22 protein-coding genes and 1 pseudogene are annotated in these 26011 nt (G+C 69.0%); 13 read left to right on the forward strand and 10 right to left on the reverse strand.

Annotation, left to right across the window (positions count from 1 at the left end; genetic code table 11):
* Nucleotides 1–633: 633 nt before the first annotated feature.
* The 3 genes and pseudogenes from ASC87_RS22350 to ASC87_RS33855 form a co-directional block, all read left to right on the forward strand.
* Nucleotides 634–1494: an SDR family oxidoreductase gene (locus tag ASC87_RS22350; RefSeq protein WP_056667695.1), complete on the forward strand. Its 861-nt coding sequence runs from the start codon at nt 634–636 to the stop codon at nt 1492–1494.
* 175 nt (nt 1495–1669) lie between these two features.
* Nucleotides 1670–2074, forward strand: coding sequence for a DUF1330 domain-containing protein (locus tag ASC87_RS22355; protein WP_056667699.1), 405 nt, complete (start codon nt 1670–1672; stop codon nt 2072–2074).
* Between the two features lie 138 nt (nt 2075–2212).
* Nucleotides 2213–2800, forward strand: a pseudogene (locus ASC87_RS33855) (MFS transporter); the annotation flags it as partial.
* Between the two features lie 120 nt (nt 2801–2920).
* Here the strand turns inward: ASC87_RS33855 and ASC87_RS22360 are convergent.
* From ASC87_RS22360 to ASC87_RS22395, 8 genes are all read right to left on the reverse strand, one after another.
* Nucleotides 2921–4225, reverse strand: a complete 1305-nt coding sequence (locus ASC87_RS22360; RefSeq protein WP_056667702.1) for a D-amino acid dehydrogenase — start codon at nt 4223–4225, stop codon at nt 2921–2923.
* A 61-nt stretch (nt 4226–4286) separates the two neighbouring features.
* A complete protein-coding gene (locus ASC87_RS22365; protein WP_056667705.1) occupies nt 4287–5060 on the reverse strand; it encodes an SDR family NAD(P)-dependent oxidoreductase in 774 nt (257 codons plus the stop codon).
* Between the two features lie 17 nt (nt 5061–5077).
* The gene (locus tag ASC87_RS22370; RefSeq protein WP_056667708.1) at nt 5078–5875 is read right to left on the reverse strand and encodes an SDR family oxidoreductase; all 798 of its coding nucleotides are present in this window, start codon (nt 5873–5875) and stop codon (nt 5078–5080) included.
* On the reverse strand, nt 5872–7257 hold the full coding sequence (locus ASC87_RS22375; RefSeq protein WP_056667710.1) for a transaminase: 1386 nt from the start codon (nt 7255–7257) through the stop codon (nt 5872–5874). The genes ASC87_RS22370 and ASC87_RS22375 overlap by 4 nt, the downstream gene beginning before the upstream one ends.
* Complete coding sequence (locus ASC87_RS22380; RefSeq protein WP_056667712.1) at nt 7254–7913, reverse strand: HAD-IA family hydrolase; 660 nt, start codon at nt 7911–7913, stop codon at nt 7254–7256. The genes ASC87_RS22375 and ASC87_RS22380 overlap by 4 nt, the downstream gene beginning before the upstream one ends.
* Nucleotides 7910–9166: a Tm-1-like ATP-binding domain-containing protein gene (locus tag ASC87_RS22385; protein WP_056667715.1), complete on the reverse strand. Its 1257-nt coding sequence runs from the start codon at nt 9164–9166 to the stop codon at nt 7910–7912. Before ASC87_RS22385 ends, ASC87_RS22380 begins: the two co-directional genes overlap by 4 nt.
* Nucleotides 9163–10527: an aminotransferase class III-fold pyridoxal phosphate-dependent enzyme gene (locus ASC87_RS22390; protein ID WP_056667719.1), complete on the reverse strand. Its 1365-nt coding sequence runs from the start codon at nt 10525–10527 to the stop codon at nt 9163–9165. Before ASC87_RS22390 ends, ASC87_RS22385 begins: the two co-directional genes overlap by 4 nt.
* Before the next feature lie 23 nt (nt 10528–10550).
* Nucleotides 10551–11996 carry an NAD-dependent succinate-semialdehyde dehydrogenase gene (locus ASC87_RS22395; protein ID WP_056667721.1) on the reverse strand — a complete coding sequence of 482 codons (1446 nt, stop codon included), beginning with the start codon at nt 11994–11996 and terminating at the stop codon, nt 10551–10553.
* Nucleotides 11997–12186: 190 nt separating this feature from the next.
* Between ASC87_RS22395 and ASC87_RS22400 the strand changes: the two genes are divergently transcribed.
* The 3 genes from ASC87_RS22400 (at nt 12187) to ASC87_RS22410 (ending at nt 15459) form a co-directional block, all read left to right on the forward strand.
* A complete protein-coding gene (locus tag ASC87_RS22400; protein WP_056667725.1) occupies nt 12187–13173 on the forward strand; it encodes a helix-turn-helix domain-containing protein in 987 nt (328 codons plus the stop codon).
* Nucleotides 13174–13251: 78 nt separating this feature from the next.
* Entirely contained in the window at nt 13252–14460 is a 1209-nt protein-coding gene (locus tag ASC87_RS22405) for an ABC transporter substrate-binding protein (protein WP_056667728.1), read from the forward strand.
* A 66-nt stretch (nt 14461–14526) separates the two neighbouring features.
* Nucleotides 14527–15459 (forward strand): transporter, encoded by a 933-nt coding sequence (locus ASC87_RS22410; protein ID WP_056667731.1) that lies wholly within the window; start codon nt 14527–14529, stop codon nt 15457–15459.
* On the opposite strand, the gene ASC87_RS22415 is transcribed toward ASC87_RS22410, so the two are convergent.
* The gene (locus ASC87_RS22415; protein ID WP_056667734.1) at nt 15460–16566 is read right to left on the reverse strand and encodes a hypothetical protein; all 1107 of its coding nucleotides are present in this window, start codon (nt 16564–16566) and stop codon (nt 15460–15462) included. It lies immediately after the preceding gene.
* Between the two features lie 252 nt (nt 16567–16818).
* Between ASC87_RS22415 and ASC87_RS22420 the strand changes: the two genes are divergently transcribed.
* The 7 genes from ASC87_RS22420 to ASC87_RS22450 are packed head-to-tail and all read left to right on the forward strand — an operon-like array spanning nt 16819 to nt 23986.
* On the forward strand, nt 16819–18471 hold the full coding sequence (locus tag ASC87_RS22420) for an amidohydrolase (protein WP_056667737.1): 1653 nt from the start codon (nt 16819–16821) through the stop codon (nt 18469–18471).
* Nucleotides 18468–19484, forward strand: a complete 1017-nt coding sequence (locus ASC87_RS22425; protein WP_056667741.1) for a GTP-binding protein — start codon at nt 18468–18470, stop codon at nt 19482–19484. The genes ASC87_RS22420 and ASC87_RS22425 overlap by 4 nt, the downstream gene beginning before the upstream one ends.
* Complete coding sequence (locus ASC87_RS22430) at nt 19481–20761, forward strand: ABC transporter substrate-binding protein (protein WP_056667743.1); 1281 nt, start codon at nt 19481–19483, stop codon at nt 20759–20761. Before ASC87_RS22425 ends, ASC87_RS22430 begins: the two co-directional genes overlap by 4 nt.
* Nucleotides 20758–21501 (forward strand): ABC transporter ATP-binding protein, encoded by a 744-nt coding sequence (locus ASC87_RS22435; protein ID WP_056667746.1) that lies wholly within the window; start codon nt 20758–20760, stop codon nt 21499–21501. Before ASC87_RS22430 ends, ASC87_RS22435 begins: the two co-directional genes overlap by 4 nt.
* A complete protein-coding gene (locus ASC87_RS22440; protein WP_056667749.1) occupies nt 21479–22180 on the forward strand; it encodes an ABC transporter ATP-binding protein in 702 nt (233 codons plus the stop codon). The genes ASC87_RS22435 and ASC87_RS22440 overlap by 23 nt, the downstream gene beginning before the upstream one ends.
* 4 nt (nt 22181–22184) lie before the next feature.
* Nucleotides 22185–23060, forward strand: coding sequence for a branched-chain amino acid ABC transporter permease (locus ASC87_RS22445; RefSeq protein ID WP_056667752.1), 876 nt, complete (start codon nt 22185–22187; stop codon nt 23058–23060).
* Nucleotides 23057–23986, forward strand: a complete 930-nt coding sequence (locus ASC87_RS22450; RefSeq protein WP_056667756.1) for a branched-chain amino acid ABC transporter permease — start codon at nt 23057–23059, stop codon at nt 23984–23986. Before ASC87_RS22445 ends, ASC87_RS22450 begins: the two co-directional genes overlap by 4 nt.
* Before the next feature lie 219 nt (nt 23987–24205).
* Here ASC87_RS22450 and ASC87_RS22455 read toward each other — a convergent pair whose 3' ends face one another.
* The gene (locus tag ASC87_RS22455) at nt 24206–26011 is read right to left on the reverse strand and encodes a ShET2/EspL2 family type III secretion system effector toxin (RefSeq protein WP_082568850.1); all 1806 of its coding nucleotides are present in this window, start codon (nt 26009–26011) and stop codon (nt 24206–24208) included.

A 26011-nucleotide genomic window follows, 5' to 3' on the forward strand; every position in this document is an offset into this window, starting at 1 on the left:
GATATCGATCCCCCAGTCACTACGAACAGCAGCACGCGATATCGATCCCCCAGTCACTACGAACAGCAGCACGCCGCCGCCCACTAGAGTTCAACGTTCCCTTATCGGGCCGTCCGAAAAAGCTTGACCACGACACTGTAGGGATCTCACCGCGCAATCGCATGATCGACATCTGACCGATCGATGACGGTGCCCTGCTGTTTTGTCAGCGGATGTTGGCGTTGCGTCCTTCCCTCGCGGTCCGGACATGCCAAGCGGCGAAGGGCTGACCCACGGGCTGGTTCGGGCGGAGGGTGGGCTGATCCCGGGCGTCAATGCCTTCAGTGCACCCGCGTTCGACCACGCCATCGGAGGCCTCGACTCCATCGCACTGCTGCACGCCCAGCAACGCTCCAGTGCTGCAGCGCGACTGTGCAGCCGATTCCACCGTCCCGATACTTGGCGCTCCCTTGCGCACCGGGGCGAAATCGTTCGCTGTGCGCAACTGTGAAGCAGGACCCTTGACGAGGGTCCGACCCACCGAGAGTTGTTCCCTTGCCTGGATTGACGCTGGAATCGGCGACCGCGTCGCTGTGTTCTGCGGTGTGAATCGCCAGCTTCGGAAACTCAAACACCCAGAAAAGTGAAAGCACCATGACCGATCAGAACCACTCTCAACATCCGGCATCCATGTCGCGTCGCAGCCTGCTGAGCGCCGCAGCGATCGCTCCGCTGGCAGCGGGCGCAGTCGTGGGAACGGCCTCTGCCCAGACCGCTCGCATCGGCACCGGAAAAGCGGCCATCGTGACAGGCTCGTCCCGTGGAATCGGAGCCGCTGTGGCCAAGCGTCTTGCGCGCGAGGGATACATGGTGACCGTGAATTTCGTTGTGAGCCTCGATCTGGCCCATGCGGTCGTGCGTGACATCGAGAGCGCAGGCGGAAAAGCGATCGCGGTCCAGGCGGATGTCAGCGACCCCAACGCAGTGCGCCGACTTTTCGACGAGAACGACAAGGCTTTTGGTGGCGTCGACGTTGTTGTCGCCAATGCGGGGATCATTCGTCAGGCACTCGTGAGCGACATGACGGATGAAAACTTCAATCGACTGATTGACGTCAACATGAAAGGCGGCTTTTACACGATGCGCGAAGCTGCACGGCGCGTTCGAAACAATGGTCGCATCATCACGTTGTCCTCCACCGTCACGCAGGCGAGATTGCCCACCTCCGGGCCCTATGGCGCCACCAAGGCCGCACAGGAGATCTATGCCAATGTCCTGGCCAAGGAACTGGCAGGGCGCATGATTTCTGTCAACGCGGTGGCGCCAGGCCCGGTCAATACCACGCTGTTCACGGACGGGAATACCGCGCAGGCGATTGCCGGCTTTGTACAACGCACGCCGCATCGTCGACTGGGGGAGCCGGAGGACATTGCGAACGTCATCGCTGCCTTGTGTTCGTCAGACGGCATGTGGGTGAGCGGTCAGACGATTCTCGCGAATGGTGGCCTGATCTGAACTTCACGATTCAGGCCGAACCCGAGGCGGCAGGCCTGCAGATGGGACTGGCATTCGGGATCCCGCTCAACAACGGGGTGTCGCCGACCCAATGTCCCTGACGGGGCGACGAACCGTACCGCCCGGCGGGCGGACGGTTCGCATCTCCTCATCCGCAACTCAACAGAAACCTTTCATGAACAGCCTCATTGCCCGCACCGTCATCGGGCTCGCCATCGCACTCGCGGCAACCGCTGGGCAGGCGCAGGACGCGAAGGCACCCGTCACCGCAGCCAAGGCAGTACCTGGATATCTCATCTCCAACTTCACGATCCGTGATCAGGCCGCGTACCAGAACTACCGGGACGCCGCCCGTCCGATCGCGCTCAAATACAAGGGCAAGGCCATCGTCAGAAATGCGAATGCGCGAAAGGTCGAGGGGAATCCGCAGACGGTGATCGCCGTTCTCGAGTTTCCCAGCCTGGCCGATGCCGAGAGTTTCTACTTCTCGCCTGAATACACCGAGGCGAAGAAGCTCCGCCTGGGGGCAACCGAAGGTTCGATCGTGCTGACCGAAGGCGTCGTTCCGCCGAAGCAATAGGCTGGGTTTGCGCGCAGTCCCGCGAGCTTGTCGGTGACACACCGCTGCTCGACAAGGTGATGGGCGAAGGGCGTGACCCCTGCCTGTCCAAACGTCTCGTCCCGAGCGGCCCCCATGCTCCCATCAGGAACGACATGCATGTCTGAGAAATCGTTGGCACTCCTCCTCGCTGGCATCGCACCTTCATTCAGTACGCTGATTGCGAGCTTCGCCCTCATCGGTTTGACCACGGTAGCCGGCCAGATACTCGTGCCACTGGCGGGAGACCTCGCGCGAGCCGAAGAACGCGGGCGAGTCGTCGGATCGATCGCGTCGGGCGTGTTGATGGGCATCCTTTTGTCGCGCACCATCAGCGGATTGCTTGCGCATGCCCTTGGATGGCAATCGATCTACTTCGGTGCCGCCGCGGTGACGCTCGCGCTCGCGGCGATCCTCGCCGTCAAGCTCCCGGAAGACAGACCGAGAATTGCAGTCCGCTATGGCCAACTGCTGTTGTCTGTGGCGGCTGTCGTCGGCCGCCATCGCGCCGTGCAGATCACCCTGCTGATCAGCGCCTGCGTCTTCTCGGTCTTCACCATGTTCTGGACCGGGATCACCTTCCTGCTCAGCTCGCCGACCTTCGGGTTTTCCGTGGCGCAAGTGGGGATGGTGGGTCTCGTGGGCCTCGCCGGTGCTCTGGTTGCGCGGCGTGCCGGAAAGCTTCACGATCGAGGGTGGTCCATCCCCGTCACAGGCGCAGCCCCGTGTCTGGTGCTGGTGTCGCTCGGCATCGCCCTGGCTGTTCAGCCGCGCGACGTTGTCCGCTTCGAAGAGCGTACCAAGACTTGCGTGTGCCGGGACCGTTGCTCAGGGCGCCGGGCGCAGCGGCACCGACGAACCCACGGCCGGGCCTGCCGCCGGGTCGTAGCGCGCAATGCCCAGGCCTTCGGTGTCGATGGCGGTGCGCCGGCCGGCCATCCAGTCTGCCAGCAACTGGCCGGTGCCGGCGGCCATGGTCCAGCCCAGCGTGCCATGGCCCGTGGCCAGCCACAGGCCCTGCACGCGGGTGGGGCCAATCAATGGCGTGCCGTCGGGCGTCATGGGCCGCAGGCCACACCAGGATTCGGCGCGCGTGACATCACCGCCGTGCGGAAAGAGGTCGTTGACGACGAACTCGAGCGTGCGGCGCCGCGCGGCATCCAGGTCGAGGTTGAAGCCCGACAATTGCGCCGTGCCGCCCACGCGGATGCGATCGCCCAGCCGCGTCACCGCGACCTTGTGCGTCTCGTCCATCAGGGTCGACTCCGGGGCGTGCGACGCGTCGGTGATCGGTACCGTGATCGAGTAACCCTTGACCGGATAGACCGGAATCCGCAGGCCCAGCGGGCGCAACATCGCGGTGGAATGGCTGCCCAGCGCCACCAGCACGTGGTCGGCGCGCAGCGGCCCCTGGTCGGTGTCGACGCCGGTGATGCGCTCCCCGCTGCTCGTCAGCGCGTGGACGTTCACGCCGAAACGAAAGCTCGCGCCGAGCGCCTGGGCACGGGCCGCCAGCGCGTTGGTGAACAGGAAACAGTCGCCGGTTTCGTCGTCCGGCAGGCGCAGCGCGCCCACGAACTTGTGCTTCACCGCTGCCAGGGCCGGTTCGTGCTGGAGGTAGCCGTCGCGATCGAGCAGCTGGAAAGGCACGCCGTACTGTTGCAGGACCTCGATGTCCTTGGCCGTGCCGTCGAGCTGCTTCTGGGTGCGGAACAGCTGCAGCGTGCCCTGCGTCCGCTCGTCGTAGCGAATGCCGGTGTCGGCGCGCAGCGCCTTCAGGCAATCGCGGCTGTACCCGGCCAGCCGCACCATGCGCGCCTTGTTGACGCGGTAGCGCGCCGCGGTGCAGTTGCGCAGCATGGCCAAGCCCCAGCGCCACATCGCCGGGTCCTGCATCGGCTTGATCACCAGCGGGCTGTGGTGCATGAGCAGCCATTTGATGGCCTTCAGCGGCACGCCCGGGCCGGCCCATGGCGCCGCGTAGCCGGGCGAGATCTCGCCGGCATTGGCGAAGCTGGTCTCCAGCGCCGGGCCGGGCTGGCGATCGAGCACGGTGACCTCGTGGCCGTCTCGTGCGAGGTAATACGCGGCGGTGGTACCGATGACGCCGCTGCCGAGGATGAGGATCTTCATGTCGTGTCGTCGCGCAGGCGCGCGTGCGGGGTGGTGTGGATCGTAGCAGCGTTGCCCATCGTCAGAGGCTGCGGGCCGCGGCCGGCACGCGCATGCCGCCATCGGCGACCAGCGCAGTGCCGGTCACGAACGAGGCTTCGTCGCTGGCGAGGAACAGGCAGATGGCCGCCATTTCGTCGGGCCGCGCCATGCGTGCGAGCGCGATGCGCGCCGTGGTGCGCGTGCGGGCTTCGGTCTCGGTGATGCCCAGCTCCTGGGCCATCTCGACCATCTCGCGGGCGGCCATCGGCGAGTCCACCCAGCCTGGGCACAGCGCGTTGACACGCACGCCGCGCGGCCCGCAGGTGTGCGCGGCCGAGCGTGTCAGCGCCACGACGCCGGCCTTGCTGGCGGCGTAGCTGGCGGCGTTGGCCCCCGCGTTGAAGGCTGCCACCGACGCGATGTTCACGATGCTGCCGCTGCCGCGCGCCAGCATGGCCGGCAGCACCGCTCGCATGAAGCGCATCGTGCCGCCGAGGTTGACCTCGTGCAGGCGCTGCCACACGCCGTCGTCGATCGTCGCCGCGGTGTCGGCCGCCACCACGCCTGCGGCGTTGACCAGCACGTCGATGCGGCCGTGGCGGCTGAGCGCGGTTTCGGCCACGGCGCGCACCTGCGCGTCGTCCGTCACGTCGCAGGCCAGTGCGCCCGCGTGGGGTGGCGTGGGCACGCCGCAGGCCAGGACCTGCGCGCCCTCACGACGGAACCGTTCCACCACCGCTGCGCCGATGCCGCTGGCTGCGCCACACACGATCGCGATCTTGCCGTCGAGGCGCACGCCAGGTCTCGGGTTCATGTCAGGGTTCCTCGGTGTCAAGTGCCACACGCGTCTTGGAAGATCGGGCTTTCGGGCAAGGTCGAACCGCCGTCGACCACCAGGGTCTGGCCGGTGACGTAGCGCGCTGCGTCGCTGGCGAGGAAGCACATCGCGTAGGCGATGTCCTCCGGCCGGCCGAGCGTGCCTGCCGGGATGTGGCGCGCGATGCGCGCGGCGCGTTCGGGGGCGGACAGCAGGCTGCCGCCTTGCTTGGCGATGAAGCCCGGCTCGACGCCGTTGACCGTGATGCCCTCGTGCGCCAGCTCCAGCGCGGCACTGCGGATGAAGCCGTTGACGCCGGCCTTGCTGGCTGCGTACGCGCTGCTGCCGGGCATCGCGACGCGTGGGCCGGTGACGGAGGAGGTGACCAGCATGCGCCCGCCGCCCCGTGCACGCCAGTGTGGCAGCGCCGCCTGCGCGAGCCAGAAGCAGGCCTTCAGGTTGACGGCCAGCGTGTCGTCCAGTGCCTGGTCTTCGATGCTTCCCAGTGTGGCCCAGGGGTTGATCGCGGCGTTGTGCACGACGATGTCAAGCCGGCCGAAGCGGCGCGCCGCCTCGGCCACCGCGCGCTCGGCTTCGTCGCGCCGGCCGATGTCGCAGCCGATCGATTCGGCCACGTGCCCTTCGGCGCGCAGCGCCGCGGCCACGGCCTCACCGGCATCCGCGCTGCGGTTGGCGATCAGCACCTGCGCACCAGCCTGCGCGAAGACGCGCACGATGGCCGCGCCGATGCCGCGCCCGCCGCCGGTGACCAGCGCCACGCGCCCCGGCAGGCCGAATGCTGCCGGCGTCATCCCTGCAACGCCGCGGCGAAGGATTCGAACACCTCGTTGTGCCGGTCCACATCCGCGGCGGTGGTGCCCGGGCAGCACAACATCATGTTGTGGAAGGGCGTGATCAGCACGCCGCGGTTCATCAGGTACAGGTGCAGCAGCGCTTCGAGCGCATGGTCGCGGGTGCGGCGCACGTCGCGTGCGTCTCGCGGTGCGTCGACGCTGAACAGCGTCTCGACGCGGGCGCCCAGGCGCACCGCGTGCCAAGGCAGCCCATGGCGCAGGATGGACTCGGTCACGCCGCTCGCCAGCCGCTCGGCCAGCATGTCCATGCGTTCGAAGGCGTCGTCGGTCAGCACCTGCGAGAGCACGGCGCGCATCACCGCCACGGTCAATGCATTGCCGGCCAGCGTGCCGCCGAAGCCGGCATGCGCGCTTTGTCGCGCCGTGGGCGGCAGCGGCGGCAGCACGCGCCAGACCTGCTGGGCGGTGATCTGCGAGAGCCCGAACACCGCCGCGGGGATGCCGCCCGCGATGGCCTTGCCCAGCACGAACATGTCCGGCTCCAGGCCGCGGGCACGGGTGAAACCACCGGGGCCGCTGGAGATCGTGTGCGTCTCGTCGATGACCAGCAGCGTGCCGGTCTCGCGCGTCAGGCGGCGCAGCTCGGCATGGAAGCCGGGCTGCGGCTCGATGATCCCGTAGTTGGTCATCGCCGGCTCGGCCAGCACGCAGGCCACGTCGCCAGCGCGCAGCGCGGCTTCGAGCGCGGGCAGGTCGTTGAACTCGACGACGCGCGACAGCTGGTCGTGCGGGAAGGCATTGGGGTGGATGCCGTTGCGCATGCGCACGCGGCCCTCGTCGTCGAGTTCCACATGCGCCTCCTCGATGCTGCCGTGGTAGGCGCCCGAGAACACCAGCACGCGTGGCCGGCCGGTGACCATGCGGGCGAGCCGGATGCAGGCGCGGTTGGCGTCACTGGCCGAGGTGGTGAGGCTCCAGTAGGGCAGCCCGAAGCGCCGCTGCAGCTCGGCGCCCACCCAGGCCGCGTCGTCGGTGGGCAGCATCAGCGAGCTGCCGGCGCGGGCCTGGCGCGCCATCGCCTCGACGACGGCCGGGTGGCCGTGGCCGCACATGCCGCCGGTGTCGCCGAGGCAGAAGTCGACGTAGTCGTTGCCGTCGACGTCGGCGAAGCGCACGCCATGGTCGCGCGGCATCCCGTCCGGCGCCGGGGCCACGTAGATCGGCCAGCCGCCGATCCAGCGCCGCATCCAGTGCGAGGGAGCGCCGTACAGCCAGTGCGTCTTGCCCTGCTCGAAGAGGGCACGGGAGCCTGCGCGGGTGCGGGCGTAGAGGGCCTGTTCGATGGCCATCAGGTCGGCCACGCGGTGGGGATCGGTCATTCGGTTTTTCCTTCCAGGCCCAACAGGGCGAGTGCTTCAAGACAAGAACGGGCCGGCCGTGCCACGTCGAAGTGCACGGTCTGCATGCCGGCGCGCTGTGCACCGTCGACGTTTCGGCGCTGGTCGTCGACGAACACACAGGCCCGCGCCGGCAGCCCGAGCTGCCCCAGGCACAGCTCGTAGGCGCGCGGGTCGGGCTTGAGCAGCTTGGTGTAGGTGGCGTCGACGATCACGTCGAACAGCCCGAGCAGTGGCAGGCGGGCGCGGAAGTCAGCGCCATAGAACAGGTCGAGCTCGTTGGAGAGCACCGCGAGCTTGCAGCCGCCGGCCTTGGCGCGGTGGATCGCATCGAGCGTCTCGGGTCGGATCACGGCCGCCACGTCCGTGCCGCGGGCGCGCTGCACGAAGGTTTCCATGCGGTCCCAGTGCTCGCCGGCCAGGCGGCCGACCTCGCGGGTGCGTGCCATCCAGTAGTCGCGTTCGCTGATCCGGTCGGCTTGCATCTCGCGCCACAGCGGGTCGCTTGCGGGGTCGAAGGGGCCGCGCCAGGTCAGCGTACCGGGCGCGAGGCCCAGTGCGCGTTCGGTGAGGTCGTGCGTTTCGAACAGCGTGCGGCTGATGACGCCGCCGAAGTCCAGCACCAGTGCGCGGGTCATGACGATTCCTTGATGCCAGGAGGTACCAGCCCCCGGCGCACCCAGTCATCGAGCACGTCGAGCGCGGCCTGCGCGAAGGCCTCGTCGTTGATGTGCGCGTCCAGCACCACCAGCTGCGTGCCTGGTGGCAGCGCGTGCGGCAATTCGTCCATCAGCGCGGCCAGGCCTTCGGGGTCGTGCAGCGGGCCGCCTTCGCGGTCCCAGCCCTCGATGCCGTGGCGCGGCAGCAGCAGCGCGGTGGGGCCGGTCGCCTCGGCCAGGCGCTGCCCGATTTCGCGCGCGACCGCGCGGCGCATCGGCGGGTCGATGCACAACGAAGCGATCAGCCGGTTGTGCGCATGCGCCGCGGTGCGGCCTGCATAGGCGGCCGGTGGCTTGCCCCAGGTCGGGTAGTCCACCATGTCGGTGGCGCCGGGCGCCACGATCTGCGGCGTGCCGGCACGGCCCGCGCCGCGCAGCCGGTCGGGGCCGGAGGTGACGCAGGAGTCGTTCATGTGGTTGACCAGCTCCTGCAGGCTGAAGTCCATCACCGCGGCGAAGAAACCCCGCGCGGCCAGGTCCTCGAAGGCGCGGCCGCCCATGCCGGTGGTGTGGAACACCGCCAGCTCGTAGCCGCGTTCTTCGAGCGGGCCCTTCAGCGCTTTCATGTAGGTCAGTGCGCTGGCGCCGAGCGAGGTCATGCCGATCACCGGCCGCCGGCTCAGCGGCTCGTCCGCGGCCAGGCAGGCGCCGACCGCGGCACCGGCGGCCTGGGCGAGTGCGGTGCGGCACAAGCGGTTCAGCCCGTAGAGGCCGCCGGCCCACAGCCGCATCATCAGGTCCGGCGGCACGCGACCGGGCGGGATCAGGTGCGAGTGCGCGATGGTGGAGAGCACCACCTTGGGCACGCCCAGCGGCAAGGTGTTGGCGACGTCCAGCGCCAGGTCGGTCCCCATGCTGCCGCCGAGCGCCAGCAGGCCGTCGATGCGGCCCTCGGCGTGCAGCCGCGCGGCCAGCAGGCTCGCACCCTGCGCCATCACCGTCATCGCGCGGTTCTCGTCGCCGCAGTTGACGATGTCGGCGAGCGCCGCGCCGGCGGCGGCGGCCACCTCGGTGTTCGAGAGATCGGGCGTGACGGTGCCGTGCCCGAGCACGCCCACGTCCATCACCAGTGCGCGGCCGCCGCAGCGCTCGATGCAGTCGCGCAGGTGGCCGATCTCGTCGCTCTTGGTGTCGATGGTGCCGATCAGGAGGATGACGGGCGGGTGTTTCATCGCGAGGCGTCCACCGCGGCGAATGAGGCTTCGAGGATGTCCACCAGGTGGTCGATCTCCTCGCGCGTGATCACGAGCGGCGGCGACAGGATCATGTTCGGCCCGGAGATCCGTGCCATCGCGCCGCGCTGGTACGCCTCGCGCGCGACCCGCGCCGGGATGTCGCTGTGGCGCGGCACCGGGATGCGCCCGGCCTTGTCGGCCACCATCTCGATGCCGGCCATCAGGCCCCGTCCGCGCACGTCGCCCACGAAACTGAACTTGTCGACGAAGGTGGCGAGGCGCTGCTGGAAGTGCGCGCCGACGCGCGCCGCGTTGCCCGGTACGTCGAGCCGCTCGATCTCGTCGAGCGTGGCCAGCGCGGCCGCTGCGGCAACCGGGTGGCCGCTGTAGGTGTAGCCGTGTGCGACCGTGCCCAGGCCTTTCTCGTCCGCGAGGAAGGCCTCGACCACCTTCTTCGACAGTGCCGTGGCACCCAGCGGCACGTAGCCCGAGCTGATGCCCTTGGCCAGGCACCAGATGTCGGCATTCACGCCCCACAGCCGGGTGCCGAACAGTTCGCCGGATCGGCCGAAGCCGGTGACGACCTCATCGGCGATCAGCAGCACGCCGTGGCGGTCGCAGACCTCGCGCACCAGCGGCCAGAAGTTGGCCGGCGGCACGATCACGCCGCCTGAACCCTGGATCGGCTCGGCGATGAAGGCGGCCACCGTGTCGGCACCCTGGAACTGGATCTCGCGCTCGAGCAGGCCGGCGCAGATGCGGCCGAGTTCTTCGGGGTCGTCCGTGTAGGCATTGTGGTAGGGCCACGGTGAGTCGACGTGGAAGCAGCCCGGCATCAGCGGCTCGTAGGCGCGGCGGATGTTGGGCAGGCCGTTGACGCTCATGCCGCCGAAATGCACGCCGTGGTAGCCGTTCTTCAGGCTGATGAACTTGGTGCGCTCGGTCTGGCCGCGGACCTTCCAGTACTGGCGCGCGATCTTCAGCGCGCCTTCCACCGCGTCGGAGCCGCCATTGCTGAACAGCACGGCGCCCACGCCGTCGGGCGCCATCGTCTTGACGATGCGCGCCGACAGCTCGATCGCGCGCGGGTGCGTGGTGCCGCGGAAGGTGTTGTAGAACGGCAGCTCGTCGAGCTGCGCGACGATGGCGTCGCGCACCGCCTTGTTGCTGTGGCCGAGGTTGCTGCTCCACAGCCCGGCCACGCCGTCGATCATCTTGTGGCCGTCGATGTCCCACACCCAGCAGCCTTCGCCGCGGGCAATGATGTCCGGCCGGTGCTTGCGCATGGCTGCCGGATGGGCCATCGGGTGGAACAGGTACTGCGCGTTGTCTTGCTTGAGAGACTCGATGGTGTTCATGCTGGTTCCTGCTTTGGGGGATCTCATCCGCCGACGACGACCGTCTTGATCTCGGTGTAGTGCAGCAGGCCTTCGGCGCCCATCTCCTGGCCGATGCCGCTTTCCTTCCAGCCGCCGAAAGGCAACTCGGGCTGCGAGACGCCGAAGTGGTTGATGCCCACCATGCCGGCGTCGATCTCCTCGGCCAGGCGGTGCGCGTTGCGCAGGTCGCGTGTGAAGGCGTAGGCACCCAGCGCGTAGGGCAGGGCGTTGGCCTGGGTGATCGCGTCGTCGAGCGTGTCGAACGGTTCGATCACCGCGATCGGGCCGAAGGGCTCGACGCGCTGCACCATGCTGGTGGCCGGCGCCTCGGCGATCACCGTGGGTTCGAAGAAGTAGCCGCGCCGTGCGGCGCGCCTGCCACCGCACAGCACGCGCGCGCCGTGGTCGGACGCGTCGGCGACGAAACGCGCCATCTCCTCGGCACGGCGCTCGTGCGCGAGCGGGCCCATCTGCGTGGCCGGGTCCAGCCCCGGCCCCAGGCGCAAGGCCTGCGCGCCTTGGGTGAACTGCTCGGCCCAGGCCGCGTAGTGCTTGCGGTGCACGTGGAAGCGGATGGGCGCTGCGCACACCTGCCCGGCGTTGCGGTATTTGGCGGCCAGCGAGGCCTTCAGCGCGAAGGGCAGGTCGGCGTCTTCGCAGACGATCACCGGCGCGTGCCCGCCCAGTTCACCGGTGAAGCGCTTGACGCGCTCCGCGCACTGCCGGCCCAGCAGCTTGCCCACCGCCACCGATCCGGTGATCGACACCTTGCGGATCGCCTCGTGCGCGATCAGCGTGGCCGACACCTCGGCCGGGTCGCCGCACACCATGTTCAGCGCATCGGGCGGCACGCCTGCGTCGAGGAAACACTGCACCAGCAGCATGCAGGTGGCCGGTGTTTCCTCGGCCGGCTTGATGACCACGCTGCAGCCGGCCGCGAGCGCGCTGCCCAGCTTGCGCGCCGGCAGGTTGGCCGGGAAGTTCCACGGCGTGAACGCCGCCACCGGCCCGACCGGCTGGCGCAGCACCGTCTGCGACAGCACGCCAGCAACGCGCGGCGGCACCGTGCGGCCGTACAGGCGCTTGCCCTCTTCGGCCTGGAAGTCAACGATGTCCGCGGACAGCATGACCTCGCGCGTGGCTTCCGGCAGCGGCTTGCCTTGTTCGAGCGTCAGCACCCGCGCGATGCCTGGCGCGCGATCGCGCATCAACTGGGCGGCGCGGCGGATGATCAGGTAGCGCTCATGCGCCAGCACACGGCGCCAGGCCCGGAAGCCGCGTTCGGCGGACTCGGCCGCGGCACGAATCTCCTCCAGCCCGGCCAGTGGCAGCATGCCCAGTGGTGACTCGTCGGAGGGGTCGATCACCGCGCGCTCGCCGCCGCTGGCGTGGTGGATCCACCGGCCGCCGACGTGCAGCGCCAGGGCGGGAAACTTGGGTTCGTTCATCGTCGAGATTTCCGGTTCGCGAAGTGCCGGCGGCACATTGGCGTGTCGGCTGGACGATAGGGACCCGACGCGACATGCCGTGATCGGATTCTCGAAAAGCAGACCTAGCGTTTCTACCTAGCCGGGATGCCGGTCGGGTCGGGTCGGCACGAATAGCGCAAAATGACTGCGCTCCGCACGCTATCGACCCATGAACAGCAAACCGTCGCCGGACTCCCAGATCGCCCTCGCGCCCGCCGGCGCGGGCTGGCACCACGACGTGCTCAGCCACGACATCGACGAGTTCGCGCGCGCGCAGCGGAACTGGTCGCTGCACTACGAACAAATCTCCTCGGGGCGCTTCACGGGCCGCCTGCAGCACGTCCAGATGCCGGGGCTGCGCATGGTGTACGAGCGGGCGAGCTGCGCGCTGTGGCAACGCGGCGAGCTGGATGCGGCCCACGTCGGCTTCGCGCTGCCGATCGATCTCGCCGGGCACGCCACCTTCAACGGCCAGCCGCTCGAGGCCGACTCCATCATGATCGGCCGCACCGAGCGGCTCGACCTGTGCCTGCCGGCCGATGCCGGCCTGATCGCCGTCGTCGTGGACGCCGATCTGCTCGGCACCTTGTGGGAGCACCTGTACCAGAAGCGGCTGTCAGCCTGGATCGACCGGCAGGTCGTGGTGCCCGCGCGTCCGGGCCTGGCGGATGAACTGCGGCGCCTGCACCTGCGGGCGCTGAGCGACGTGGCGGCAGCACCGGCGCTGCTGAACGACCCGGCGGCCGCGCTTCAGTTGCGCGATGCGATCCTCATCGAATGGATCGAGGCGCTGCCCACCACGGTCGGGATTGATGAGCTGGCCAGCGGCGAGGCGCGCAAGCGCGTGGTCGATCGGGCCTGCGAGCTGATGCTCGCGCAACCCGATGTGCCGATGACGATCCTGCAGGTCTGCGACCGCATCGGCGCGAGCCCGCGCAAGCTCGAGTACTGCTTCCACAGTGTGCTGGGCATCGCGCCGGCCAAGTACATGCGCGCGGCACGCCTGAACGGGGTGCGCCGCGAGCTGCGGCGCGGTGGCGGCGCGGTGCAAGACGTGGCCGCGCGCTGGGGCTTCTGGCACATGGGCGAGTTCGCGGCCGCCTACCGGCGCCAGTTCACCGAGCTGCCCTCGCACACGCTGCGGCAAGCCAGCTGACACGCCAGGGCAGCCTCATCTCCCATTCGGGAGATGAGGGGCGGGGCAGGCATCGCTACGGTGGGGACACCGCCGCTGATGTCCCTGCCCACCATGCACTCGTTTCGCCGACTCGCCGTTTCGGCCCTCGTCCTGGCACAGGGGCTGCTGTCCTCCGTGCCGCTGCTCGCCGCACCACCGCCGAACGAGCCGATCCGCGTTGGCAGTGTCAGCACGCTGACCGGCCCGGGCTCGACGGTCGCCTGGCGGGCCGCCAAGGCCTACTTCGATGCGGTGAATGCGGCCGGTGGTGTGGGTGGCCGCCGCATCGACTACCAGGTGCTCGATGACCGTGCGGATCCGCAGGCCGCGCAGCAGGCGGCCGCGCGCCTGGTCGCCGACCCGGGGGTCGTCGCGTTGGCCGGCGGCTCCAGTGTGCTGGAGTGTGCGTTCAATCACGCCGTTTATGAAAAGGCCGGGTTGATGTCGATTCCGGGGGCGGGGGTGGATCCCGCCTGCTTCGGTTCGCCGGCGATTGCCCCGGTCAACGCCGGGCCTTACGTCTCGACAGCGAACGCGCTGAGCTTCGCGCGCGACGTGCTCAAGCACGACCGGCTGTGCGTGGTCGCGCCGGCCCTGCCGGGCATGGTGGACGCGTTCCGTGACATCGTGGCGCGCTGGGCGATCGGGCGCGCTGGCACGCCACCCACGATCGACTTGTACCGCATCGAGGCGCCACTGGACGGCATCGTCCAGCAGGTGGCCGCCCGCCGCTGCCAGGCCGTGATCTACAGCGGCCCTGAAGGCCTGGCGATCGATTGGGTGCTCAAGGCGCGTGCCGCGCTCGGCGGGGTGGACCATGTGTTCCTGGCCTCGGTCTACACGAGCGGCGTGCTGCGCGCCGTTGGCGTGTCCGGCGAAGGCATCTACGTGCTCGCCGAGTTCGAACCCTGGTCGGGCAGCTCGCTGCAGCTCGCCGACTGGCGAGGGCTGATGCTTGCGCGCGGCATCGAGGCCAGCTCGCTGTCACAGGGCGGCTACCTGGCCGCGCAGGTGCTGGTGAAAGTGATGCGAGGCATTCGCGGCCCGATCACGCGCGCCTCGGTGACCGAGGCGCTGCGCACCATGCAGCCGATCGCCAATTCGCTGGCCGACGAGCCCTTTGTGTTCGGACCGGCATCGCAACACCAGCCGCACCGCAGTGCGCTGCCTTTGCGCCTGACCAACGGGCGCTGGCGCATCGCCCATGCGCGGTGGGTCCGTTTCGAACCGAAGGCCGAGGCCCCGGGCATCCCATTTGGGAGATGAAACCCGGCGCGCCAAACCCTACGCTGACCTCCGTCCCACCACCAACGCTTGAGAGCGAGGAGAACCATGAGCAAGATCAACCTGCGGGCATCGACAGCCGCCGTGCTGTTGTGCGCCGCACTGCCGGCCGCACATGCCATCGAGAACGGCGCGCCGATCACGCCCTTCGGTGTGATGGATTTCGGTGCGGGCCAGGTGCCGCCGCCCAGCGAGTACGGCACGGTCGGCCTTCGTGTCGCGAGCTACCGCGCCAGCAAACTGCGCGACAACGATGGCCATGTCTCGGCGGTCAAGCCCGACCTGGCGGTCGACAGCGTGGGCGTCGCGTTCATCAAGATGACCAGCTATTCCCTGGGGGACGCGAAGTTCGGTTGGGGCGCGGTGCTGCCTTACCTGCGCACGTCGCTGGATCTCGAGGTTCCGACGCCGGTGGGTTCGCTCGCCCTGTCGGGCAAAAACAGTGCGCAAGGCGACCTGCAGCTGATCCCGGTGATCCTGCAGTGGAACCCGGCACCGGGCTGGTACGCCAACGTCCAGCTGCAGGTGCAACTGCCTACCGGCGGGTACGACCAGGCCCGGCTCATCAACGCCGGGACCAACCACTGGACCGTCTCACCGGTTCTTGCCTTCACCCACATCGGCGCGAGCGGCTTCGAGGTGTCGTCCAGCATCCAGGTGAACTTCAACGGCCGCAACAAGGACACCGACTACAAGTCCGGCATCGAGTACCTGCAGGAGTTCGCGCTGGGCCAGCACGTGGGCCCGTGGACGCTGGGCCTGGGCGGCTACTACCAGCAGCAGGTCAGCGACGACAAGGCGGCCAGCCTCGCGAGCGGCAACGGAAACCGCGCGCGTGTCATGGCGCTCGGTCCGGCGGTGAACTACTTCGACCTGGGCTCGGGCTGGCCGCTGGTCTGGGTGCATGCCTACAAGGAGTTCGGTGCACGCAACCGCAGCCAGGGCACGCACGGCGCCATCCGTGCCGCCTGGACCTTCTGATCAGTCGCCCACGCCAGGCACGGAGTCCAGCACATTCGCCGCGGCCGACAACAGCGCCAGGCGCACCAGCTCCGCCTGGCGGTGCGTGCCGGTCTTGGCCAGCACCTGCTTGAGCTGGCAGCGCACCGTGCCCACGGAGATGCCGCGGCGCTGTGCATGCTGCTCCATCGTGCCACCGGCCACCAGGGCGGCCACCAGCGCCGCCTCGGCAGCGGTCACGCCGAGCAGCCGGCTCCAGGCCGAGACCGGAACGGCGGCGGCATCGCCGGCGCGTGTCACGGCGATCAGCACGAGCGCTTCGCCGGCGCACTGCGTGCGCAGCGCAAGGTGCAGCGCATCGTCACCCTGGCCGAGCGACATGAAGCGGGTGTGGGCGCCGGCACGTCCGATTTCTTCCTGCAGCGCGGCCGAGGCCGCCAGGTTGTGGGCGCGCAGCTGGTGTCCGTGAAGCTGCAGGCTGCGGCCGCCCGCGATGAGCGCGCGTGCGCTGCGGTTCATCCAGGTCACGCGCGACTCGGCGTCGCACACCAGCAGCCCGCAGCGCAGCCCGTCGAGGTGGGCTTGCAGGCCCGCCAGGTGACGCTCGCTGTGCTGCAGGCGCGCGCTCAGCTCGGATGCCTGGCGCAGGTGCGGCGCCAGCGCAGTGAGGCGCTTGGCGGTGGCCGCATCGAAGTCGCTGCCATCCGCCACGGCACGGTGCAGCGCCACGCCGAGGTACAGATCGCCCTCCAGCAGCTGCAGGTTGCCGATGAACTTGCCGATGCCCAGCAACGCGAGGCGCCGTTCAAGCGCGTCGCGCGCCGGGTCGCCGCGGTCGAACAGGTCGTCGTCGCGCACCACCCGGTCCAGCCCGCGCAACCCGCGGTGGTGTGCCAGGCGAGGGTTGTCGACGAGCGACAGCCGCCCCTGCGGCAGCACCTGCTGCGCTGCCGTGTGCTGGTCCATCACCTGCCAGTGCAACCGCACCCCGTCGCCCTCGAACTTGAACGCCTGCACCACGGCCGAGCGGGCGCCGGTCTCGTCGCACAGCCGGTCCAGCACCTGCGGCCAGCGCGCGGGCTGCGACGGACAGGCGTACAGGTCGAGCAACAGCGGGTCAGGGTGCATGGTTTGCTTTCCTCGGAATCCGGTGGCCCGGCCGTCGCGTCAGCGCGATCGCAATGGCCAGCGCGGCATCGGCCGCGTTGGGCGGGCGACGCCATCGGAACGTATTGGGCGGCAGTCTGCTGCACCGGTGTCCGAGGGGTTTCCGGTGGTGCGGTTTGCGCCTTTCCGATACCGCGTTCTGCAGCGTGCGCGCTAAGGTGCAGGTGTTGCTTCGCCGACCGTTCGTTCCTCTCTTCCTGACGTCACCAGACCATGACCGACCGCACCGACTACCTCGTCCACAACGCTGCTGTCTGCACGATGGACCCGAGCCAGCCCTGGGCCGAGGCGTTCGCGGTGCGCGACGGGCGGTTGGCCGCCGTCGGCAGCCTGGCGCAGGCCCGGGCCGCCGTGCCGGGCGCACGCGAGATCGATCTGCGCGGGCGCATGGTGATGCCGGGCCTGATCGACGTGCACAACCATTTCGTGTGGGCCGGCCGCGCGGAGCTGTACGAGACGGGCTTCCCGCCGATCCTGCCGCTCGCGCAGGTGCTCGACATGGTGTGCACCGCGGCGGCAACGAAGGCGCCCGGCGAGTGGATCGTCGGCGGCATCTGGGGCAGCAGGCTGTTGCCCGAGTTGACGCCGGCCGCGCGCCTCGCGCTCGACGAGGCGGCCGGCAACCGGCCGGTGATGCTGCGCGACGACTCGCACCACAACCGCTGGGTCAGCAGTGCCGCGCTCGTGCTGGCCGGCATCGATGCCAGCACGCCGAACCCGCCGGGCGGCGAGATCGTGCGCGACCCGGCCAGCGGTGAAGCCACCGGGCTGTTGAAGGAGGGCGCCAGTGCGCTCGCCGAGGCGGCCGTCGCACACGCACTGTCAACCGACCCGCAGCTCGACATCACGGCCGCAGCCCATGCGGTGCGGCGGCTGAACGCCTATGGCGTCACCGCGATGCAGGAGGCCCTGACCACGCGTGCCGTGATGCGTGCGATCCAGGGGCTGGAGGAGCAGGGGCGCCTGAGCGCGTGGGTGGTGGGCTCCATTCCGGTGGTCGATGCGCCGCTTGCGCCCGGCGAGGCGGGCGAGGAGATCTTCGCGCTGCGCGAGACCTTCCGCAGCCGGCATTTCCGGCCCGACGCCGGCAAGATCTTTCTCGATGGCGTGCCCACCTCGCGCACCGCCGCGATGCTCGAACCCTACAACGAAGACCCGGTGTACGGCTGCTGCTGGCGCGGCGGAACGGCACTGTCGGTGCCGCAGCTGGCGCGTGTGCTGGCCGACTGCGAGGCGCGCAACATCGCGGTGAAGATCCATTGCACCGGCGACGCCGCGGTGCGCACCGCGCTCGACGCGATCGATGTGCTGCGCACGTTCAACGGCCCGGGCCTCATGCACCAGATCGCCCATGCGAGCTTCGTCGACCCGGCCGAGGTGCCACGCTTTGCCGAGCTGAACGTGCTGGCAGACCTGTCGCCGATCATGTGGTTCCCCTGCGTGATCGTCGAGGCAATCCGGCAGAGCGTGCCGTCGGCGCGTGTCGACCGCTTCTGGCCCAACCGCGACCTGCTGGAGTCCGGCGCCCTGATCGCCGCCGGCTCCGACTGGCCGGTGGTGCCCAACCCCGATCCCTGGCTGGGGCTGCAGGGCCTGGTGACCCGGCGCGACCCCACCGGGCAGTTCCCCGGCGCGCTGTGGGCCGAACAGGCGATGCCGTTGCAGGCGGCACTGGCGGCCTACACGGTCAACCCGGCGCGCGCGCTGCGCATCGACGACGTGACGGGTTCGCTCGAAGCCGGCAAGTCGGCCGACTTCGTGATGCTCGACCGCAACCTGTTCGAGATACCACCCGAGCAACTCGCGCAGACCCGGGTACTCGCCACTTGCTTCGAAGGCCGCGTGGTGCACGGGGAGCTGGCATGACACCCGTGACCGTGCTGACCGGCTTCCTCGGCAGTGGCAAGACCACGTTGCTGAACCGGCTGCTGCAGCGCCCCGAACTGTCCGACACCGCCGTCATCATCAACGAGTTCGGTGCGGTCGGCATCGATCACCTGCTGGTCGACCACACCGACGAGAACCTGCGCGTGCTGACCAGTGGCTGCCTGTGCTGCACCGTGCGCGGCGACCTCATCGAGACACTGGGCGCGCTCGCGCAGCGGCGCGAACGCGGCGAGGTGCGCTTCAGCCGCGTGATCGTCGAGACAACCGGCCTTGCGAACCCGGCGCCGGTGCTGCACACGCTGATGGCCCACCCCGGCGTCACCGGCACCTACCGGCTCGATGGCGTGGTGACCACGGTCGATGCCTTCAACGGCATGATGACGCTCGACCGGCACGCGGAGGCTGTCAAGCAGGTCGGCATGGCCGATGCGCTGCTGCTGACCAAGACCGACCTGGTCGAACCCTCGGCGGTCCAGGCGTTGACCGATCGGCTGTACCGGCTCAACCCGGGGGCGCGGCTGCACCCTGTGCGCGACGGGCGAATCGACCCGGCGGAGGTGCTCGGCATCGGCTGGATCGACCCGCTGAGCCGCCGGACACTGCAGGCCGTCGAGCACGAAAACGGGCACGAGCATGACCATGGGCACCATCACGACGTGAACCGTCATGGCGAGCGCGTGCGCAGCCATGCCTTCGTGTTCGACGCGCCGCTGCCGCGCACCGCCTTCCTGCACTGGCTTGACCTGATGGCCGCCTTGCGCGGCGAACGGCTGCTGCGCGTCAAGGGCCTGGTGCAGCTCGCCGAGGAGCCGGACCGGCCGCTCGTCGTGCATGGCGTGCAGCACGTGTTCCACCCGCCGCGCCAGCTCGACGCCTGGCCCGGCGGCGACCGCCGCACGCGGCTCGTCTTCATCGTGGACGGCATCGATTGCGCCGAGATCGTGCGCACCTTCCAGAAATTCGCAGGCACCTCGGAGAACCTCGCACCATGAACCACCCCCCCATTCATCGCCGCACGCTGCTGGCGGCCGGTGCCGCCGCCGCCGCATTGCCGCGCTTCGCCATCGCCCAGGACAAGCCGCTGAAGATCGGCTACGTGACGGTGCTCTCGGGGCCGCGCGCACCCTTTGGCGCGGCCGACGAATGGCACCTGGGGCGCATCCGCACGTTGCTGAAGGACGGGCTGGAGGTCGCGGGCGGCAAGCGCGTGCCGGTGGAGATCGTGCTGCGCGACAACCAATCGGACGCGAACCGCTCGCTGCAGGTCGTGCAGGACCTGGTGCTGCGCGAGAAGGTCGACCTGATGCTGGTGCAGGACGGTGACGCCACCACGCCCGCCGGCCAGCTGTGCGACGTGCACGGTATCCCGATGGTCAGCACGATGTCGCCCTGGCAGGCCTTCATGTTTTCCCGCAACGGCAACATGAGCAAAGGCTTTCCGTTCTCGTTCCACTTCTTCTGGGGCGCCGACGACGTCGTGAAGCAGTTCGCCGCGATGTGGGACAGCGTCAAGACCAACAAGCAGGTGGGCACGCTGTACATCGACAACCCGCCGGGCCAGGCCTTCGCCGACCCGCTGCGCGGCATGCCCGGCGCCTTGCGCAGTGCGGGCTACAAGGAATCGACCGGCGGCTTCTTCAAGCTCGCCACCGACGACTTCTCCAACCAGGTGGGCGGGTTCAAGAACACCGGCGCGCAGATCGTCTCCGGCTTCATGTACGAGAGCCATTTCGCCACGTTCTGGAAGCAGGCGCAGCAGGCCGGCTTCAAGCCCGAGGTTGTCACGATGGCCGCGGCCTTCCTGTTCCCGAGCGCGATGAAGGCGCTCGGCGCGGCGGGCAACGGCATGTCCACCGAGGTGTGGTGGACGCCGGCTTTTCCGTTCAAGTCGTCGCTGACCGGGCAGTCCGCCAAAGACTTCGCGGCCGATTGGGAAAAGTCCACCGGCAACCAGTGGACCCAGCCGCTGGGCTATGCCCATGCGCTGTGGGAGGTGGGCCTGGCCGCATTGAAGCGCGCCGGCGACCCGCGCGACCGCAAGTCGGTGCGCGATGCGCTGCGCGAGCTCAGCATCGACACCCTGGTCGGCAAGGTCGACTTCAAGAACAGCCCGATCAAGAGCGTGGCGAAGACGGGGCTGGCCGGTGGGCAGTGGCGGCGTGCAGGCGAGGGCGCCAGGCACCCGTTCGAATTGCATGTGGTCGACAACACGCTGTCCAAGCACATCCCCGTCGCCGACAGCCTGAAGCTGTTGTCGCAGCTCAAGTGAAGCCGCCCGTGTTGCAGGTGCGCGGGCTGCACAAGGCCTACGGCAAGATCGTCGTGGCCGAAGCGGTCGGCTTCGAACTGGCGGCCGGCGAATGCCTCGGCGTGATCGGGCCCAACGGCGCGGGCAAGAGTTCGCTGTTCAACCTGCTGACGGGCACGGCCGAGCCCGATGCCGGCAGCATTCGCCTGGGCGGACGGGAACTGGTGGGCCTGCCGGTGCACCGGCGCGCGAGGCTCGGCATGGCACGGGCCTTCCAGATCCCGCAGCCGTTTCCTCACCTGAGCGTGTTCGACAACGTGCGCGCGGCCGCAACCTTTGGCGCCGGGTTGGGCAAGGCGCAGGCGGCTGAAGCCGCTGGCGCCGCATTGGAACGCACCGGGCTTTCGCGGGCCGCCGACAAGCCGGCCGGCACGTTGACGCTGCTGGACCGCAAGCGGCTCGAGCTGGCCAAGGGCATCGCCAGCGCGCCGAAGCTGCTGTTGCTCGACGAGGTGGCCGGTGGGCTGACCGAGCGCGAGGTGCAGCAGATGGTGGCGTTGGTGCGCGAACTGAAGAAGGCCTACGCGGTGATCTGGATCGAGCACATTGCGCATGCGCTGAAAGCCGTGGCCGACCGTGTGATGGTGCTGCATTTCGGCCGCAAGCTGCTGGAGGAACGGCCACAGGCCGTGCTGGAGAGCGCCGTGGTGCGCGAGATCTACATGGGGATGCCGACCGATGCCGACGCTGCTGCAGCTTGACGAGCTGGACGTCTTCCACGGCGACCTGCAGGCGGTGTTCGGCGTCTCGCTGCAGGTTGGCGCCGGCGAGGCCCTGGCGCTGATCGGCGCCAACGGGGCCGGCAAGTCGACGCTGCTGCGCGCCGTCACCGGCCTCACGCCGGCCAGGCGCGGCGGGCTCCGCTTCGACGGGCAGTCGCTGGCGGGCTGGTCCGCCGAACGCATCGCCACGCTGGGCATTGCGCTGGTGCCCGAAGGCCGGCAGTTGTTCTCGTCGCTCACGGTCGAGGAAAACCTGCTGATGGGCACGCTGGTGCGCCGGCCGGGGCGCTGGAACCTCACGACGGTGTACGCGTTGTTCCCGGTGCTCAGCGAGTTCCGCCACCGCCCGGCGACGTTGCTGTCCGGCGGGCAGCAGCAGATGGTGGCGATCGGCCGGGCGCTGATGGCCAACCCGAAGCTGCTGCTGTGCGACGAGTTGTCGCTCGGGCTCGCGCCGGTGGTGGTCGACGAGATTTATCGCGCCTTCGCCCGCATCCGCGGCGAGGGCCTGGCCATCGTGCTGGTCGAACAAGACGTGGCACGCGCCTGCGCGGCTTCGGATCGGCTGGTCTGTCTGCTCAAGGGCCGTGTGACGCTTGCGGGCGTGTCGCAGGGCCAGCCGCGCGGGCGCATCGCCGCGGCCTACTTCGGAGAGTGATGTCATGGACTGGATTTCGACTGTCGTCAACGGCGCCCTGTTGGGCGGCCTGTACGGCTTGTTCGGCCTCGGCCTCGCACTGGTGTTCGGCGTGATGCGGGTGGTCAACCTGGCGCACGGCGAGTTCATCGTGCTGGGGGCCTTCGTGGGCGTGTTCCTGGTCGGGCTGTTGCCGCAGGTGCCGCCCTGGCTGCTGATACTGCCGGTCGCATTGGCCGGCTACGCCGTCGGCTGGGGCTTGCAGGCCGGCGTCGTGAACCGTGCCGTGCGTTCGGGCAACCCGCTCACGCCGTTGATGCTGACCTTCGGCCTCTCGGTGGTATTGCGCAACGTGATGGTGCAGTGCTTCGGTGCCGATTCACGCGCGATCGACGGCGGTGCGCTGACCACCGCCGGCATCGACGTGCTCGGTCTGCCGGGCCTCCGCGTGGGCCTGTACCCATTGCTGGTGCTGGTGCTGGCGGCGCTGCTGTTCGGCGCGCTGCACTGGCTGCTCAGGCACAGCGAGTTCGGCCGCGTGGTGCGCGCCGTGGCCGACGCGCCCGAGGTCGCGCGGCTGATGGGCGTGACGCCGGCGCGCGTGTTCAACCGCGTGATGGGCCTCGCGATTGCGTTCGCGATGCTGGCCGGCTTCCTGCTCGCGCAGCGCACCTCGTTCACACCGTTCTCCGGCGTCGAGCGCATGTTGGTCGCCTTCGAGGTGGTGATCATCGGCGGGCTGGGTTCGTTCTGGGGTGCGTTGGCCGGCGGGGTGGTGCTGGGCATCGCGCAACTCGTGGGCCAGAAGATCGACTCCAATGCCGGGCCGCTGTATGCCCACCTGGTGTTCGTGCTCGTGCTGTTGTTCATGCCCAAGGGGCTGGCGGGGGAGCGCCGATGAAGCGCGCAGGTGGGGTGGCCGTGGCAGCGCTGTGCGCCGCGGCATTTTTCGCGCCGAGGGTGGCCGATGCCGGTGTGCTGCGGCTGGCGGCCGAGATCCTGCTGGCCATCGGCATGGCGCAGATGTGGAACCTGCTGGCCGGCTACACCGGGTTGATGTCGCTTGGCCACCAGCTGTTCGTGGCGCTCGGGGCCTATGCCCTGTTCGAGGCGACGCAGCGGCTGGGCATCGCGCCCTGGTGGGGCCTGCCGCTGGCCGGCCTGGCGGGTGCCGCCGCGGCGGCGCTGCTGGCGCCGGCGCTGTTCCGGCTGCGCGACGCCTACTTCGCCATCGGCCTGTGGGTGTTCGCCGAGATCGGCTACCTGCTGGTGTCGAAGTCGACGGAACTCGGCGGCAGCGCCGGCCGGGGGCTGGACATGTCCGCCATCGACGACATCGAGTCCTTCCAGTCCGTCGCCTTCTGGGTCGCCGCGGCCATTGGCATCGGCACCCCGCTGGCAGTGCGTGCGCTGATGCGTTCGCGCCTGGGCCTGGCGCTGCTGACGGTGCGTGACAACGAACTTGCCGCGCGCAGCATCGGGGTCGATGTGTGGCGCGTGCGCTTCGTGGCCTTCGTCGTTTCCGGCTTCGGTTGCGGGCTGGCCGGCGCGGCGTACTACATGGGCGGCATGTTCATCACGCCCGATTCAGCCTTCGACATCAACTGGGTGGTGATGATGATGTTCGCAACGCTCATTGGCGGCATCGGCACGATCGCCGGCCCCATCGTCGGCGTGCTGGTCTGGTACGCGCTGCGCGAACTGCTGACCACGGCGTTCGGCTTGCAAGGCGGCTGGTACCTGATTGCGATGGGCGGGGTGGCGATCGCGGCGAGCCTGTATGCACCGCGTGGGCTGTGGGGCCGGCTGGTGCGGGCTGGGAGATGATCGCTGTGGAAGATACGTTGCCGACTACGTTTCGATCAACCTCCCCTCATGACGAGATGCAAGTCATATCTCTTCCCCATCGGGTTGCCGTCACTCGGGTTGAAGCCGCTGTCGCCTGATTCGGAAACGCGATAGGTTTGGTCGCGTAGGGTGATCAAATCGCCCGTCTGCTCCAAGAGAGCACCCTTTGCGAAGCGCCGAGCATGCTCACGCTGCAGCTCAAGCTCGTGCTGGCGCGTCTGCTGCTGGTGTTTGCAGATCGCGCTGCTGCGCTTGGCGTTGCTGGATCTCGTGCTGGTCGACCGTTCGCGGCATGTCGTGGCGTTCCGGCAGCTTGATGCTGCCAGCCGGCCGGGTACTGAACGGTTCGCCCAGCAGCACGGCTTTCGCGCTCAAGGACAACTTGGAGTTTCGAATGGCCGCGCGGTAGGCAGCGATGGCTTGCAAGGCGCCCTGTTCCTGTGCCGCAGCCAGTAGCTCGCCTGTCGCTACGCCCGCCGTCAACACGTGCACCTTCTCCTGCTCATGCATTGCCGAGTCGAGCACGGCCTTGGCGTAGGCGGTCACCCGGTCAGCAGCGTTGGCTTGCATGGGTTCGGCGAGGCCCGGGCTCTTGTCGTTGTCGATGGCGAGCAGGAGGTCGCAGCGCGCATCGGGGCCGATGTCGAGGCGTGCGATCCAGCCGACCATGGCCGCCACGGTGTCCGGCGCGCCAGCGACCAAGGCATGGACAAGCGCCGTGCGGCCCTCCGCACCACGTGTTGCCAGCAACTCGGCTTTGTCACGGTCGTCCAGCAAGGGATGCCTGTCCAGACCATCGAGATACGCCTGTACCGTTTCGGGCCTGCCATTTCCCAACGCTTGGTCCAGGTCCATTGTGCCGCCGGGCCACGGCGCCGCGAGCAGTCGCATCTGCGCCGACTTCGGCAGTCCGCTCGCTGCGACCAGGTCGATGAAGGCGCTCACGGTGTGCTTGTGGCCGTCTGCCAGCGCCATGGACAGGCCCGGTGTGCCGTCCCCCGCTTGCGCGGCGAGCAGGCGTTCGGCCTTGCCCGGATCGCGGCTGGCCAGCGCTGCGACCTGGTCCTTGATGTCGCGCAGCGTGCCGGCGAAGCCGAAGCTCAGCAGCGGATACATCACGCTCTCGTCCAGTGGCGGCACCGGCCCGGCGAGTCGCCGCTCCGGGTCATTCCCCGGTGGTGGCGGCAAGGAAGCCGGGCCGCCGGGCGGCAATGCGATCACCATGGCGACGGACTCGTTGCCGAAGTAGCCCTGCAGCAACGACTGCCTGTTGAGCAGGTCAATCATCTCCAGGGTTTCGAACCGGGCGATGCTGTTGCTGGCCACCCGCTTGTGGGCTGCGGTGAGGTTGGGATCGTAGAAGTTGGCGACGTATCGGGGGCCGTCCGGCTCCTGCTTGACCTTCAGTTCCAGCGCCATGGCGTGGTTGTCCGAGTTGACAAGCAGTTGCTTGGCCGCTGGGCTCCCGGTGGCTTCGAGCGATTTCAGCTGCTGGGCCACGAACTGGCCCCAGCCCTCCAAAGGAACGAGGTGCACCTCGGGTGCACCCGTGGTCAGCCTGAAGAAAAGCGCGCCCGTTTCCGGATGCACGGTCTTCTTGATGGCGTCCTCCGAGCTGAAGGCCGCATAGTCCGGCTTGCCGGCGGCGTCCACCTGCATCGCCCAGGCGAGGGCAAGGTGGCGGCATTCGACGACTTCGTTGCTGCCTTCCGCTGCGCCTGGATATGGCACTTCGCAGTTGAGGCTGACGTCGTTCAGCCGAGTCGGCTTCTCGGAGTAGTAGGGGATGTGCTTGGGGTTGGGCGGCTTGGCGACGGGCAAGGACGCGCGTGGCGCCAGATCTCCAGCGCCGGCCGTGACGCGCCGCGCCAACCCGTCGGGCGTGGCCAGGGCGGCCTTTGGGGACGGGCTGGTGGATTCGCCGGGGTCAGGCGCGACGGGCGATGATGACCTGAACACAGATGGCAGGCGGAGGGCTGTGAACAGCGATCTGATGTCGGGCAT

The organism is Rhizobacter sp. Root1221 (genome assembly GCF_001425785.1).
Taxonomy (GTDB): domain Bacteria; phylum Pseudomonadota; class Gammaproteobacteria; order Burkholderiales; family Burkholderiaceae_C; genus Rhizobacter.